The organism is Deferrisoma sp. (assembly GCF_054681715.1).
Genome location: NZ_BAAHFQ010000032.1, coordinates 12311 through 27342, shown reverse-complemented (window position 1 = coordinate 27342; position 15032 = coordinate 12311). Strand labels below are relative to the sequence as shown.

Sequence of the window (15032 nt, the reverse complement as noted above, 5' to 3'; positions counted from 1 at the left end):
TCCCTGGGGCTACGGCCCCCTGAAGGCCCGTTGGAGACGACGACGTAGATAGGCCGGGGGTGTAAGCGCAGCAATGCGTTGAGCTGACCGGTACTAAAGGGCCGTGTGGCTTGACCGCCTGTTTTTCGGATTTCCGAGGGGCATGTGGGTCGAGCGTGCGGGGCGAGGCGCGAGACGTGGCGAGTTCGTGTGGACCTGAGATTCTATGAGGTTGTTATCCTTTTTCGGTGGCGATAGCGAGGGGGACACACCCGTTCCCATTCCGAACACGGCCGTTAAGCCCCTCAGCGCCGATGGTACTGCCCGGGCAACTGGGTGGGAGAGTAGGTCGCCGCCGAGCCTTTTCACACGAAACGCCCCCGCGGAGGTCCTCCCTCCCGGGGGCGTTTCTCGTTTCGGGGGATCTATCCTCTGCCCTTGAGAGCCTCCCGAACGAGTTCCACGAGTTCCGGGGTGCGAAGGGGCTTCCAGGCGAAGCCCGCGAGCCCGAGGGCGGCGGCCTTCTCGGGGCCCAGCTCGGGGTCGAACCCGGTGCACAGCACCACCGGCAGGCCCGGGTGGAGGGCCCAGATCTCGGAGAGGAAGGCCGTACCCCGGCCGTCGGGCAGGGTCTGGTCGAGCACGGCCGCGGCGAGGTCGGGCCGGTCCAGGAGGGCGCGGGCCTCGGCCAGGGTCCCGGCGGTGAGCACCCGGAACCCCGCCTCCTCGAGGGCCTCCGCGGCCAGTTCCCGGATGGTCGGCTCGTCGTCCACGAAGAGCACGGCGGAGTCCGGTGTGGGGGGGGCGGGGTGGGGGCGAGCCGGAGGACCCGGGGCGGTCGCCTCGGCCGGGCCGTCCGCCAACGGGAAGGAGAGCCGAAACTCGGCGCCCTGGCCGGGGTGGCTTCGCAGGGTGACCTGGCCCCCGCAGGCGGTGACCACACTGTGGACGAGCGCCAAGCCGAGCCCCGTTCCCTGGCCCGGGGGCTTGGTGGTGAAGAAGGGCTCGAAGACCCGGTGCTGGAGTTCGGGCGGGATCCCGTCCCCCGTGTCCTTTACGACGAGCACCGCGTGGGGCTTCTCGGCGGGCCCGTCCCCGGCCTCGGCCGGAGCGAGGAGCCGGATCTCGATCCGGCCCTCCCGGTTCCCGATGGCGTGGGCGGCGTTGGTGCAGAGGTTGAGGACCACCTGGTGGAGTTCCGTGGGGTCGGCAAACACGGTCGCTCGGGTGTGCGGATCCGCCGTGAACGAGACCTCGATGTTGGCGGGAAGGGTGGCCTCCATGAGGGCGGCGGCCTCGCGCACGACGTCCGCCAGATCCACGACCCGGGGCGCGCGGGGGCGGTCCCGGCCGAAGGCGAGCACCCGGGCCACGAGGTCGCGGGCCCGCTCGGCCGCCCGGGTGAGCTTCTGGAGGTTCTCGGCTTCGCGGGAGTCGGGGGGGAGTTTGCCCGCCACCAGGTCCGCGTACCCCAGGATGGGCTGGAGGAGGTTGTTGAGCTCGTGGGCGATGCCCCCGGCCAGAACCCCGAGGGCCTGGAGCTTCTGGGACACCGCGAGCTGGCGTTCGAGTTCGGCTTCGTGGGTGATGTCGCGCACGACCGCGAGCACCTCCGAGCCCGAGGCCGGCGCGAACCGGGCCTCGAACACGTGACGGCGGCCGTCGCGCTCCACCTCGAACTCCAGGTGCCCCCCCTGGCCGGTGGCCGCGCACTCTTGCACCAGGGCGAGCGCGTCCGGCGGCAGGGGCCCCACCCCTCCGACCCGCTGCCCCACGGCCCGCCGAGCCTCGTCGGCCAGGGGAAACTCCCGGGGCGCCGAGGCATCCCGGTAGGTGCCGTCGGCGTCGATCCGCAAAAGGAGATCGGGCAAGGCGTCCACGAGGGCCCGGAGCCGCCGCTCGCTCTCGGCCACCCGGCGGAACGCCCGGCTGGCCCGGTGGATGTGGCGGATCCGGTGGCCCAGAAGCCGCCAGCTCAGGGGCTTGCCCAGGAAGTCCGTGGCCCCGGCGTCGAAGGCGGCGGCCAGCGCCTCCTGGTCGTCCCGGTCGGTGATGACGACCACGGGCACGGCGGGGCCTTCCGGGTGCTGGCGGATCCGTTTGCACAGCGTGAGCCCATCGATCCCGGGCATCCGGACGTCGAGGAGCACGAGGTCCGGCGGGTCGGCCGCGAACGCATCCCAGGCGGCCTCCCCGTCCGGGGCCTCCACCACGGCGAATCCCGCGTGTTCCAGGGTCGCCCGGATCAGGATCCGGGTGGTGGGTTCGTCGTCGGCCACGAGGGCCCGCGGCCGTCTCTCGTCGCGTTCCATGGTCCGTTCACCCCTCCCGGGCCGAGGCCCACCCTTCGAGGGCCTCGGCCACCTCCTGGTACACCCCCTCGAGCCCCTCGGCCGCCCGCCGCGCCCCGCCCACGTCGCCGCGGCGCAGCGCCTGGTCGATCGCGCGGCAGCGCTCGTGGAGCTCCCCGGCCCCCACGTTTCCCGCCGCGGATTTGAGCGCGTGGGCCGCCTCCCGGGCGTCCGAGGGGTCGCCCCCGTCGAGCCCCTCCCGGATCCGTTCCACGAGCCGGCCCGACGAGGCGACAAACGCCCGGGCCACCTCCCCGGCGAGCGCGGGGCCCAACCCCTCCAGCACCGCCGGGTCCACCGCCGGCGGCCGTGGCGCCGGCGCGGCCGGAAGCCACCGGCCCAGGAGTTCCGCCAACTGCGCCCGCCGGAACGGCTTCGCCAGGTAGTCGTCCATGCCCGCCGCGAGGCAGGCCTCCCGGTCCCCGGCCAGGGCGTGGGCGGTGAGCGCCACGATCGGCACGGTGCCACCCCGGCGCCGGATCTCCCGGGTGGCGTCGTACCCGCTCATCCCCGGCATCTGGCAGTCCATGAGGATGAGATCATAGCTTCCCTCGGCCCAGGCCTCCACCGCGGCCCGGCCGTCGGGCACCACGTCCACCCGGCACCCCATCTCCTCCAGGAGCCCCCGGGCCACCACCTGGTTCGTCGGGTTGTCCTCGGCCAGGAGCACCCGGGCGTCGAAACGGGCCGCGGGGGCGGCGGCGGGATCCGTCGGGGCCCGCTCCGGGGCGGGCCCTGGGCCGGCCCCGAGGAGGACGCGGCGCAGTTCCGTGGGTCGCACGGGTTTTTGGAGCACCGCCGCCACCCCGGCCCGGCCCGCCTCGTCGAAGGCCTTGGGGTCGGCCGAGGAGGTGAGGAGCACCTTCCGGACCCCGGCCCATCGCGGATCCCCGGCCATGCGCACCGCAAGATCGATGCCGTCCACGTCCGGCATGAGCATGTCGAGAATCGCGAGGTCCGGGAGGCGCCCCTCGCGGGTCTCCCGTTCCAGAACCTCCAGGGCCGTGGGGCCGTCGGCCGCACACACGGCCTCGGCACCCCACCGCCGGAGTTGGTCGGCCAGGATCTCCCGGTTCGTCGCGTTGTCGTCCACCACGAGCACCCGAAGCCCCTCCGGCGCGCGCGCCTCGGCCGCCTCCTCGGCGATCTCAAGCGGCACCGCGAACCAAAACCGGCTCCCCACGCCCTCCCGGCTCTCGAACCCGATCTCCCCGCCCATCCGCTCGACCAGGTGTCGGCAGATCGCGAGCCCCAGCCCCGTGCCCCCGAACCGCCGGGTGGTGGAGCCGTCGGCCTGGGTGAACGCCTCGAACACGTGGGGCTGGGCCGCCTCGGGGATGCCGATCCCGGTGTCGGCGACCTCGAAGCGAAGCTCGGCCCGCCGGGACGACCTGGCCGTGACCTGGGCCGAGACGACCACCTCCCCCTGGGGGGTGAACTTGACCGCGTTCCCCAGGAGATTGTGGAGGATCTGCCGCAGCCGCACCGGGTCGCCCCGCACGAGGGCGGGAAGCTCGGGGTCGAGGCGCACGGCGAGCTCCAGGCCCTTGGCGTGGGCCGCCTCGCTGAAGGTGTCGGCCACGTCCTCCACGAGCTCGGCCGGAGAGAGCTCGATCTCCTCCAGTTCGAGGCGGCCGGCCTCGGCCTTGGAGAAGTCGAGAATGTCGTTCAGGAGCGCCAGCAGGTGCTCTGCAGAGCGCTCGGCGGTGCGCACGAACCGCTCCTGGCGGGCGTCGAGCCGGGTGGAGAGCAGGAGATCCAGCATCCCTAGCACCCCGTTCATGGGGGTGCGGATCTCGTGGCTCATGTTCGCGAGGAACCGGCTCTTGGCCCGGCTCGCCTCCTCGGCCGCCTCCTTGGCCTCCCGCAGGCGCTCGACGGTCCGGGCGAGCTCCTCGTTGGTTCGCTCGAGCTCCGCCGTGCGCCGGGCCACGAGCTCCTCGAGCCGTTCCCGGTGAGCGGCGAGTTCCCGGTCGCGGGTTTCGAGTTGCTCGAGCATGGCGTTGAACCCGAGGCACAGGGTGCCGACCTCGTCCGAGCCGTGGGGCCGGACCCGCAGGTCGAACCGGCCGTCCCGGGTCACCCGGTCCATGGCCGCGGAAAGCTCCTGGAGGGGCCGGGACACCGCGCTCTGGAGCCGGAGGGCGAGGGCCAGGGCGAGGGTCAGGATGCCGGCGGCCAGCGCGGAGGTGGCCGCCAGGTCGCGCCCCAGGGCCCGGCGCCAGGCCCGGAGGTCCGCCCGGATCCAGAGGGTGCCGATCGGGCGGCCTTCGAGCTCCACGGAGGTGCCCACGGCGAGCTCGGCCCCCTGCCAGCGGACGGCGGACTCCCGCAGGATCCCAGCGGGAAACCGGACCGGTGCCCCCGCGGGGTAGGCGGCGAAGGGGCGGCCCGCCGGCGTGAGCACGGCCGCCTCGGTCACGGTGGGGTGGGCCCGCAGGGCCGATAGGGTCTCCTCTGCCGCCTGGGTGTCTTGAAACGCCAGGGGGGCGGAGACGTTCACGGCGAGCACCCGGGCGAGCGCCCCCAACTCGTTGGCGGCCTGGGAGGTCTTGTCCCGCACCCGCTGGACGCCGAGCACCCCGGTCACCACGAGGGCCACGAGCGCCGTGGGCACCGCGACCGCGAAGAGCAGCTTCCACCGCACCGGGAGATTCGCGAACGCCCACGCCCTCATCGGATCTCCTCCACCAGCCGGGCGAGACGCAGCACCTTGGAGCTGAGCTCCAGGCCGCCCCGCCGAAGCGCCGCCCGGTTCACGTCGATCCGTACCCGGCCGCCCATGCGCCAGAAGCTCACCGCCCCTCCCCAGGCCGCAAACCCCTCGATGTCCGCCACCGAGAGGAGCGGTTTGCCGCGGATCGCGGCGAGCACCTCCCCCGCGCGCTTTCGTTGCGAGGCCGCCAGGTACGCGACGTGGCAGCCGTCGAGGGCGGACAGGGCCTCCACGCGCCGTGTCTCGACGGGGTGGCCCTTGACCGTCTCGCCCGCGAGCCGCGAGAGCGCCCGGGTCACGGGGTCGTCGCCCAGGAGGCACACCCGAAGTGGACTCCCCGCGGCCGGGAACGTGCCCGGGGGCCAGTCGGTGAACCGGGCGAGGTTCAGCACGATGGCCGCCTTGATCTCGGCTTCGTCGGGTCCCTCTCCGGCGAGGCCGAGCCGGGACACCAGGGGCACCGCGGCGATGGCGGCCAGAAACTCGCGGCGGGTGAGCGCCATGCCGGTCGCCTCAGTGGGTCCAGGTCACCCGGGCGTACACCGACCGCTCCACCTCGGCCGGCACCGTGGAGAGAATCTCGGGGGTGAACTCGGGGTGGGACGCGTCCAAGAGGTTCTGGCCGACGAGGGATACGTCGAGGCCCGGCAACGGCGTCCAGCCGATCCGCAGATCCGCCGTGGTGTAGGCGTCCACGCCGAGGCTGGGGAGCCCGGCCGCGTGGCGCACCCAGAGGTCCAGTTCCCACCCCGCCGGGAGATCCCAGGACGACAGGAGGGACACCTGGTTCCGGGGCGCCTCGCCCTCGGCCGCCTCCGACAGGGGATCCTGGCTCCCGTCCTCCGGGGTGAGCCGGAGCACCATCCAGGTGTACGAGAGCCGGAGCCGCCACCAGGGGGCCGGGTGCCAGCCCGTTTCCACCTCGGTCCCGTACACGGTGCCCCGCATCCGGTTTTCGGCGGTCATCTCCTGGACCCACACCCCCTCGGCGCCGGGACTCGGCGCCCCCACCGGCTCCACGGTGCGCAGATCCCGGTAGACGTGGCAAAACGCGGTCGCGTCGACCGTGAGGGTCCGCCCGAAGGCGCCCCGGTAGCCCAGTTCGTACGCCATGAGCGTTTCGCTTTCGAAGTCCTCGTTCCCCACCAGGTGGATCTCCACCGGCACGGGCATCTCCGGCGAGGGCTCGAGGAGGGACATCCGGAACCGGATGTCGACCTCCGCCCGGCTCGGGGTGCGCACGGCCCGGCTCACGGCGGCCCACACCCGGTGGCGCGGGGTCACCACCCACAGGGCCCGGGCGTTGGGCTGCACCTCGATCCCGGTGTAGTCGTTGTGTTCGAACTTGGAGCCCAGGGTGAGCCGCAGGCGGTCCGGGACGAGATCGATCTCGTCCTGGAGGAACGCGCTCCAGAGCCGGTCGGTGCGACGGTCGTTGGGCACCTCGGCGGCGTAGCTGCCGTCCACGCGGTCCCGGGTGAGCCGGGCCCCCAGGCCCCAGACGATCTCCTGCCACCCCCCCAGGGTGAACCGGTGCTGGAGGTCGAGGTCCCAGGTGTCGCGGACCTCGCCCAGGACCTCCGAGGAGCGGTCGGTGCGGTCGTAGTACCCCTGGACCGAGAGTTCCGCGGTGGGGGAGAACCACCGGTTCCAGCGGGCCAAGGCGTAGGCGCCCCGCACGTCGTCCTCCTCGTCGAACTCCCGCGCGGGGTCCCCGGGCCCCACGAGGGCCCGGGTCCGGCTCTGCACGGCTTCGCGGTAGGCCTCGCCCTCCACCATCCAGGTCGCGGCGCCGGCCGTCCCCCCGTCGAGGCGCGCCCCGGCCCGCACACCCTGCCACGCGTCGTGGGCGTCCCGGCCCTCCCGGTCCACCGAGGCGTCGTGGCCAAACGCCCGCGCCCACACCCGGCCGAAGGTGTTCCCCACCGCGAACCCGTGCCGCAGGTTCAGGAAACCGAGGTCCTCGGTTCCCCCGCCCAGGGCGATCCGGGTCCCCACCGTGTCCTTGGCGTGGCGGGTGATGATGTTGATCACCCCGTTCACGGCGTTGGCGCCCCACAGGGTGGCCCCGGGCCCCCGGATCACCTCGATGCGTTCCACGTCGTCCAGGAGCAGATCCTGGGCGTCCCAATGGACGCCCGAGAAGAGCGGGGTGTACACCGTGCGGCCGTCCACCAGCACGAGCAGCTTGTTGGCGAAACGGCCGTTGAACCCCCGGGCGCTCACGGCCCATTTGTTGGCGTCGATGCGGGCCACCTGGACGCCGGGCACGAGCCGGAGCGCCTCGGGCACGCTGGTGGCCCCGGAGCGGCGGATGTCCTCGGCCGTGATGACGGCGACCGCGGCCGCCGCGTCGGAAAGGGCCTCGGCCCGGCGGCTCACGGTGGTGACCTCGGTGGAGAGGAGTTCCTCGAGGCTCAGGCCCGCGAGGCCCGAGCCCTCCCCGGCGGCGGCCGGCACCCCCCCCAGGCACAGGAGCGCGGCGGCGCAGGCCGCCGAAAACCAACCGGTCGGTTGTCGGATTCCGTTCCAACAGGCCACGGGCCATCTCTCCTTTTGTTCGGTCAAGAACGGGGCGCGGGGGGGTGAGCCGGCGCTTCGGCGGCGGACACGCCGTCGCGGCTCGCCTCCTTGACCCGGTACATGGCCTGGTCGGCCAGGCGCACCAACGCGAGCTTCGTCTGGGCGTCGTCGGGGAAGGTGGCCACCCCGAAGCTCGCCGTGATCCGAATGCGGTACCCCTCGTCCTGCAGGAAATACCGCGACCGGATGCGGCTGCGGAGGTTTGAGGCCATCTGGACGGCGCCGTCCTTGGGGGTGTTGGGAAGCACCACCACGAACTCGTCGCCCCCGTAGCGCACGGCCACGTCGGCCTTTCGCACGTGGGACCGGATCACGCGGCCCACCTCGGTGAGGAGCCGGCTCCCCACCAGGTGGCCGTAGGTGTCGTTCACGTCCTTGAAATAGTCGAGGTCGAGGAACACGAGCGACACCGGGTACCCGTACCGGCGGGCCCGGTCGAACTCGTAGTCGAGCACGTCCAGCAGGTACCGGGCGTTGTAGAGTCCGGTGAGGTCGTCGGTGACCACCAGGTCCCGCACCTTCTCCACGTACCGGGCGTTCTCGATGGCGATGGCCGCGTAGTCGGCGATCGTCGAGAGGATCTGAAGGTCGGCCTCGGAAAAGGTCCGCTCGTCCAGGGGGTTCACGAGCTCGATCACCCCCAGCACCCGGTTTTTGCTTTTCAGCGGTACGCACACGATGGAGCGGGTGTTGAACTGCACCGCCTCGTCCACCTTGGGGGCGAACCGGGGGTCCTGGCGGACGTCGGGGATGAGCAGGGGTTTTCCGTGGAGGGCGACCCACCCCGCGATGCCCTCCCCCTTCTGGAGCCGGATGTCCTTGAGCCGGTCGGCGGCCGGGGACACGGCGATCTCGAAGGCGAGTTCCCCGGTGCGCTCGTCCACGAGCAGCAGCGACCAGGTCTTGGGCCGCAGGAGTTGGCCCACCTTGTCCATGATGATGCTCAGGACCTCCTTGAGGTCCAGGGTCGAGGTCAGGGCCTTCCCGATCTCGACCAGGGTCTCCAGTTCGCGCGTCCTGCGCTCCAGGAGCCCCCGGAGCTCGGGCGGGCAGGCGTCGTTGGGCTCGGGCATCGTGCCTCCCGTCGCGGTGGGGGATGGCCGGGACGAACCCGGCGGCGTTATTGCGCTCCCCTACCTCTTCGGCTAGTATGCCCCGAGGTTTTAGCCCGAGAGGGTGGCTTTTCCTTTCCCACGGATCCGAGGCGCCATGCAGGTATCCTGCCCGAAATGCCGGGCCCGCTACGAGGTGCCGGACGAAAAGCTCTCCCGGGGGGCCGTGAAGATCCGGTGTTCCCGCTGCGCCCACCTGTTCGCGGTGCGCCGGAGGCCGGAGGCTCCCCCCGAGCCCCCCGAGGCGAGGTTCGAGGATTTCGCCTCGGAGGGGGAGGCGGCCGCGCCCGGCGGGGGCGAGACGGCGGGGGAGAAGGGACCGGCGGGAGAGCCGCAGATCCCGGGTTTCGACGACCTGCCGCCCCTGGGGGAGCTGGACCTGGCGGAAGGCTCCGGGGAACCGGCCGCCCCTTCGGCGCCGCAGACCGAGCCCGAGGTTCCGCCCCTCGACGACCTGCCCTCCCTCGAAGACCTGGATCTGGGGGACTTTGTTGCGGAGCCGGCCGGCGAACAGGCCGGGGAGGCCGCCCGGCCGGAGGCCGAGATCCCGGCGGTGGACGACCTGCCCTCGTTGGGGGAGCTCGATCTCGCGGATTTCGAGGCCGATGCCGGGGGGGCCGAGCCGGACGCCGCCGAGCCCGGGCCGGAACTGGAACGGGTGAGGGAGGACGACCTCGTACCTCCCCGCCGGCAGGCGGGCGTGCAGGTGCAGGGCCTGGCCGACGACATGCCGCGCCTGGATCTCCAGCGGGGCCCCCGGAGCCGGCCCGAGGGGGCGGGCCGGTCGCCCCTCGTGGCCCGGGACCGGCGCCGGTCGCCGCTCTTCTGGGTGGTGGTCCTGGCCGTTGCGGGAGCCCTCGGGTTCACCGGGTACAACGTGTACCGGCACCCCGAGGCCTTTACGTTCCTGAGCCCCTCGAAGATCCGGGCCCTGTGGCACCGCCGGGCCGTGGGGGCCCGGCTGGCCGTGCAGAACGTCGAGGGGTACTACCGGGATCTCGCGGGGGGGCGGCGGGTGTTCGTGATCCGCGGCGAGGTGTGGAACCGGTCCCAGGCGCCCCAGAGCCTGGTGCGGGTGCGGGGGAACCTGTTCGACGACCGCGGCCGCACGCTGGCCTCCCGGGAGGTGTACTGCGGCAATGTGCTGACGGAGAGGGATCTCGCCACCCTTTCGCCGGCCGACCTCGAGGCCCGGCTCCAGAACGAGGTGGGGGAGGGCCTGAGCAACATGGACATCCGGCCCGGGGGGCGGGTGTCGTTCATGGTGGTGTTCCTGCCGGCGCCCGAGGGGGCCGTGAAGTTCAACGCCGAGGTCGTGGAGGCCCGGGAGGGGGCCTCGGGCGGGTGAGTTCGCCGGTGTGATCCAGACGTTCCGACCCCTCGTTCCCCACCTGCGACCCCATGCGAAGTCGTTCGCATGGGGTTTTGTCGCGTTGGTGTTCTCCGTGGTCCTGCAGTTGGCGGGCCCCCAGGTGCTGCGCCGGGGGGTGGACGCCCTGGCCGGGGGGGAGGGGGACGTGCTCGACCTCGCCCTCGTGTTGGGGGGGCTCGCCGCCGGCCAGGCGCTGTTTCGGTTCGCCTCCCGCCGGCTCACCCTGGGGGCGGCCCGGGCCGTGGAGCACGACCTGCGCATGGCGTACGTGGGCCACGTGCTGCGGCTGCCCCTCGAGACCCTGGACCGGGCCCGCAGGGGCGATCTCGTGAGCCGGGCCCTCCACGACCTCCAGGATCTAAGGCTTTTCCTGGGGGCGGGATGGCTCAATCTGTGCCAGACCCTCCTGGTGGGCTCCGGCACGGCGGTGCTCCTGTGGCGGATCCACCCGGGGCTCACCGCCGTGGCCTTGGCGCCGTTTCCGGCCATCGCCTGGGTCGTCCGGCGGATGAGCCCCCGGCTCCACCGGCGATTCCTGGCGGCCGACCGGGCCGCCGGGGCGGTGGCCGACCGGGTCCACGAGACCCTCACCGCGGTTCGGCTGCTGCGGGCCCTGCGCCGGGAGCGGTGGCAGGAGGAACGGTTCCGGGGCGAGAACGAAGCCCTGTGCCGGGCCCGGGAACGGGTGGTCTGGGCCTGGGCGGCCGTGTTCCCGGCGGTGGGCGTGCTCGCCGGCCTGGGCCACGTGGCCGTGCTGGGCCTCGGGGGATACTGGGTGGCCACGGGGGCCCTGTCCCTGGGCGGGTTCGTGGCCTTCAGCGCCTACCTGGCCATGCTGATCTGGCCCATGGTGGCCCTCGGCTGGACCCTGAGCCTGGTGCAGCGGGGGGCGGCAGCCCTGGGCCGGTTGGAGGAGGTCCGCCGGTGGCCGGCGGAGCCCGAACCGGGGGCGCCTCTGCCGCCACCGGCGGCGGTGTGCCTCCGGGCCGAGGGGGTCACCTACACCTATCCGGACGCCACCGGCCCGGCCGTGGCCGGGGTCGATTGGGAGTTGCCCGAGGGGGGCATGTGGGCCCTGGTGGGGCCCACGGCGTCGGGGAAAAGCACGCTGGTGTCCCTGGTGGCCCGGTTGCGCCGGCCCCAGCGGGGCGCGATCGAGATCCACGGCGAGGCCCTGGAGCGGATCGCCGACCCCGAACTGCGCCGCCACCTGGCGGTGGTGCCCCAGGAGGATTTCTTCTTCTCCGACTCGGTGGCCGCCAACGTGCTCCTGGGCCGGCCCCGGGACGACGGGAGGATCTGGGAGGTCCTGGCGCTGGCCGGGCTCGAGGCCGACGTGCGCTCCCTACCCGACGGGCTCGACACCCGGGTGGGGGAGGGCGGGATCACCCTGTCGGGGGGGCAGCGCCAGCGGCTGGGCATCGCCCGGGCCCTCTACGGCGACCCGGACGTCCTCGTGCTGGACGGGAGCCTCTCGAACCTCGACGCGCGAACCGCCCGGGAGGTCCTGGGCCGCGTCCGGCAGCGGCTGCGGGGCCGAACCCTCGTGGTGGTGAGCCACCGGGCCTTCGAGGTGGAGGAGGCCGACGGGGTGTGGTTCCTGGAACGGGGCCGCATCGTGGCGAGCGGCACCCACGGGGACCTCTGGAGCCGGCTGCCGGGGTACCGCCGCCTCTACCGGGAGGAGGAGCTCCGCCGGGAGTTGGAGGAGGCGCCGTGAGGCCCCACGCCCCTTCGGCGCGCCGGGTCCGGCCGGGGGACTGGCGCCTGCTGGCGAGGCTTTGGCCCCTGACCCGGCCGTACCGGGGAGCGCTCGCGGCGGGGGTGGGGCTCATGGCCGTCGGCGCCTTCGGCCGCATGGCGGGCCCCTATCTCGTGAAGCTCGCCATCGACGGCCCGGTGACCCGGGCCGATGCGAAGGGCCTCGCTTGGCTCGCGGCGCTGTATCTCCTGGTGCAGGCCGGGGTCGGCGCCGTGGAGGCGGGACAGACCGTGCTCCTTCGCACCCGGGGCGAGAGGATCCTGCGGGACCTACGGGAGCGGCTGTTCGCCAAGGCCCTGCGGCTCCCGATGGGCCGGCTCGACCGCACCCCGGCGGGCACCGTGGTGTCGCGGGTATCCTCCGACGTGGCGGTGCTGTCCGACCTCTTTAGCGCCGGGCTGGTGGGGGTCCTGGGCGACATCGTCCTCGTCCTGGGGATCCTGGCCGTCCTGTTCCGGCTCCACGCCGGGCTGGCCCTCACGGTGCTCGCGGTGTTCCCGGTGCTCCTGGTGGCCTCGGAGTGGATCCGCCGGGGCATGCGCGAGGCCTACCGATCCGCCCGGGAGGCCACGTCCCGGCTCACCGCGGCGATCCACGAGCACCTGCGGGGCGCCGAGGTGGTCCGGCTGTTCGGGGCGCGGGCCTGGAGCCTCGGCCAGGTGGAGGAGCGCGGGGAGGAGAACCTGCGGGCCCAGGTGCGTTCGGTGACCCTGCAGGCCCTCTTCTTCCCCCTGGTGGAGCTGTTTTCCGCCCTGACCCTGGCCCTGGTGCTCTGGCGGGGGGCCGGGTTCGCCGCCGGAGGGGGCTTGACCTTCGGGGCCCTGGTGGCGTTCTTCGAGTACGTGCAACGCCTCTTCCGGCCGCTGCGGGACGTGGGCGAGCGGGTGAACGTGCTCCAGGCGTCCCTCGCCGCGGCCGAGCGGATCACCGGGTTCCTCGACGAGCCCTCCGAGGCCCCGGGGGGCCGCGCCCGGCCCCCGATCCGGGGGGAGGTCGTGTTCGACGGCGTGACCTTCGGGTACGGCGACGGCGACCAGGTGCTCCAGGGCTTCGACCTGGTGGTGCGGCCGGGGGAGTCCGTGGCCCTGGTGGGACCCACCGGGTCCGGCAAGACGACCGCCGTGCACCTGCTCCTCGGGTTCTATTTGCCCCGGGCGGGCGAGATCCGGATCGACGGCACCCCCCGGCCCCGGCTCGACCCCGAGTGGTTCGCCCGCCACGTGGCGCTCGTGCCCCAGGATCCGGTGCTCCTCCGGGATACGGTGTTCGAGAACATCCGGCTGGGCCGGGAATGGGTGGGGCCGGCCCAGGTCGAGGCCGCGGCCCGGGCCGTGGGGCTCCACGAGATGATCGAGGAACTGCCGGCCGGGTACGAAACCCTTCTCGGGGAGGAGGGGGCCGGGCTCAGTTCCGGGCAACGGCAGCTGGTGGCGTTCGCCCGGGCCCTCGCCGGCGACCCCCGGATCCTGATCCTCGACGAGGCCACCTCCGAGGTGGATCAGGCCACCGAGGCCCAGATCGAGGAGGCCCTGGCCGTGCTGCTCGAAGGCCGGACGTCGCTCGTGGTGGCCCATCGCCTGAGCACCGTGCGCCGGGTGGACCGGATCGCGGTCCTTCGAAGGGGCCGGGTTGTCGAGCAGGGAAGCCATGACGAGCTCCTGGGCCGGGGCGGATGGTACCGCAGCCTGTACGAACTGAACCTGCTGCGGGCGTGACCGGCCTCGGTGCCCCGCCTGGCCCGGCCTTCCGCCCCCGGCGAGCCCGTCCTCGGGCCCCGCGCCGGCGGGGGGCGGGAGCCCCTCGGCCGAAGACCACGAGACCGTAGACCGCTTTTCCCGGGAGTCCCATCGTGAGCGAGTTCGACGTTCCGAAACACATGGCGGCGTTGGTCGTGCTCCTTGTCCTGTCGGCGTTTTTCTCGGGGTCGGAAACCGCGTTGCTGGGCGCCGACTGGTGGCGCATGCGCTACCGGGCCCGGGCCGGCGACATGCGGGCCCGGATCTACGAGGCCCTCCTGGCCCGCAGGGACCACCTGATCGGAACGATCCTGGTGGGGAACAACCTGGTGAACATCGCGGCCTCCGCCCTGGCCACGGCCGTGGCCATCCAGTGGTTCGGCGAGGAGGGGATCGCCGTGGCCACCGGGGTGATGACCTGCCTTCTCCTCGTGTTCAGCGAGATCGCCCCCAAGACCTTCGCATCCCAGAGGCCCGAGGCCGTGTCCCTGGCCGTGGCCCCGGTGTTCGCCGTGCTGTGCCGGCTGTTCTACCCCTTCGTGGCGGCCGTGACCCTGGTGTCCAACGGACTGCTGCGGATGATGGGGGCGAGGCCCGAGGCGTCGGCCCGCCAAAGCCTGTCGGAGGACGAGATCCGCGCCCTCCTGGAGGACGGCGCGGGGGCGTCGGTGGAGGAGGCGCGGCGCCGGATGCTCCACGGGATCTTCCGGATCGGCCGGCAGCAGGTGCGCGAGATCATGGTGCCCCGAACGCGGGTCCAGGCCATCGACGTGGCCACCCCGCTCAAGGAGGCGGTGGAGACCTTCGTCCGCACGGGGTACACCCGGCTCCCCGTGTACCGGGAGAACCTCGACGATCTGGTGGGCATCGCCCACGTGCGAGACGCCGTGGCCCTCCTGATCCGGGACTCCGGGGCCGGCCTCGCCCAGGTGGCCCGGGAGCCGTTTTTCGTCCCCGAAACCAAGGACCTGGAGAGCCTTCTCTACGAGTTTCGGACCCGGCGGACCCACATGGCCGTGGTGGTGGACGAATACGGGGGGGTGGAAGGGATCGTGACCCTGGAGGACGTGATCGAGGAGATCGTCGGCGAGATCCGAGACGAACACGACGTGGAGTCCGACGCGATCCGGTTCCTGCCCGGGGGCGAGGTGCTGGTGCACGGGGGCACCCCGATCCGCGACCTGAACCAGCAGCTGGGGCTTCGGCTGCCCACCGAGCCCGACGTGACCCTGGCCGGGTTCCTGATGACCCGGCTCGGGCACATTCCCCAGGCCGGGGAAACCGTGGAGTTCCGGGGCCACCGGTACACCGTGGAGCGAACGGCGGGCCACAGGGTGCTCCTCGTGCGGGTCACCCCCTTGCCGACCGCCCCCTCGGGACCCCAGACCCAGAAGGCCTGATCCGCACCGGGCGGGGCGTCC

The 15032-nt window shown here is 73.0% G+C and carries 9 protein-coding genes and 2 rRNA genes; 6 read left to right on the top strand and 5 right to left on the bottom strand.

From position 1 onward, the window contains the following. Positions 1-118: ribosomal RNA gene (locus ACY0I8_RS07070) — 23S ribosomal RNA — on the top strand; the annotation flags it as partial. Between the two features lie 105 nt (positions 119-223). Continuing rightward, positions 224-340 (top strand): 5S ribosomal RNA (rrf, locus tag ACY0I8_RS07065). A 64-nt stretch (positions 341-404) separates the two neighbouring features. Here the strand turns inward: rrf and ACY0I8_RS07060 are convergent. From ACY0I8_RS07060 to ACY0I8_RS07040, 5 genes are read right to left on the bottom strand one after another with little or no spacing between them, the layout of a single operon-like run. Continuing rightward, positions 405-2291, bottom strand: a complete 1887-nt coding sequence (locus ACY0I8_RS07060) for an ATP-binding response regulator (RefSeq protein ID WP_461394195.1) — start codon at positions 2289-2291, stop codon at positions 405-407. 7 nt (positions 2292-2298) lie between these two features. Beyond that, on the bottom strand, positions 2299-5007 hold the full coding sequence (locus ACY0I8_RS07055) for a response regulator (protein WP_461394194.1): 2709 nt from the start codon (positions 5005-5007) through the stop codon (positions 2299-2301). After that, a complete protein-coding gene (locus tag ACY0I8_RS07050; protein ID WP_461394193.1) occupies positions 5004-5549 on the bottom strand; it encodes a YfiR family protein in 546 nt (181 codons plus the stop codon). The genes ACY0I8_RS07055 and ACY0I8_RS07050 overlap by 4 nt, the downstream gene beginning before the upstream one ends. A gap of 10 nt (positions 5550-5559) precedes the next feature. Continuing rightward, positions 5560-7587, bottom strand: coding sequence for a TonB-dependent receptor plug domain-containing protein (locus tag ACY0I8_RS07045; RefSeq protein WP_461394192.1), 2028 nt, complete (start codon positions 7585-7587; stop codon positions 5560-5562). A 23-nt stretch (positions 7588-7610) separates the two neighbouring features. Beyond that, positions 7611-8702, bottom strand: a complete 1092-nt coding sequence (locus ACY0I8_RS07040) for a GGDEF domain-containing protein (protein ID WP_461394191.1) — start codon at positions 8700-8702, stop codon at positions 7611-7613. A 136-nt stretch (positions 8703-8838) separates the two neighbouring features. Between ACY0I8_RS07040 and ACY0I8_RS07035 the strand changes: the two genes are divergently transcribed. From ACY0I8_RS07035 to ACY0I8_RS07020, 4 genes are all read left to right on the top strand, one after another. Beyond that, entirely contained in the window at positions 8839-10089 is a 1251-nt protein-coding gene (locus ACY0I8_RS07035) for a DUF3426 domain-containing protein (protein ID WP_461394190.1), read from the top strand. 10 nt (positions 10090-10099) lie between these two features. After that, on the top strand, positions 10100-11833 hold the full coding sequence (locus ACY0I8_RS07030) for an ABC transporter ATP-binding protein (protein WP_461394189.1): 1734 nt from the start codon (positions 10100-10102) through the stop codon (positions 11831-11833). Continuing rightward, positions 11830-13590, top strand: a complete 1761-nt coding sequence (locus ACY0I8_RS07025; protein ID WP_461394188.1) for an ABC transporter ATP-binding protein — start codon at positions 11830-11832, stop codon at positions 13588-13590. Before ACY0I8_RS07030 ends, ACY0I8_RS07025 begins: the two co-directional genes overlap by 4 nt. A gap of 134 nt (positions 13591-13724) precedes the next feature. After that, the gene (locus tag ACY0I8_RS07020; RefSeq protein WP_461394187.1) at positions 13725-15011 is read left to right on the top strand and encodes an HlyC/CorC family transporter; all 1287 of its coding nucleotides are present in this window, start codon (positions 13725-13727) and stop codon (positions 15009-15011) included. Positions 15012-15032 lie beyond the last annotated feature (21 nt).

Excerpts from the sequence above, each read along its gene's own strand:
- ACY0I8_RS07060 (WP_461394195.1), bottom strand. The coding sequence starts at position 2,291 with ATGGAACGCGACGAGAGACGGCCGCGGGCCCTCGTGGCCGACGACGAA.
- ACY0I8_RS07050 (WP_461394193.1), bottom strand. The coding sequence starts at position 5,549 with ATGGCGCTCACCCGCCGCGAGTTTCTGGCCGCCATCGCCGCGGTGCCC.
- ACY0I8_RS07055 (WP_461394194.1), bottom strand. The coding sequence starts at position 5,007 with ATGAGGGCGTGGGCGTTCGCGAATCTCCCGGTGCGGTGGAAGCTGCTC.
- ACY0I8_RS07035 (WP_461394190.1), top strand. The coding sequence starts at position 8,839 with ATGCAGGTATCCTGCCCGAAATGCCGGGCCCGCTACGAGGTGCCGGAC.
- ACY0I8_RS07040 (WP_461394191.1), bottom strand. The coding sequence starts at position 8,702 with ATGCCCGAGCCCAACGACGCCTGCCCGCCCGAGCTCCGGGGGCTCCTG.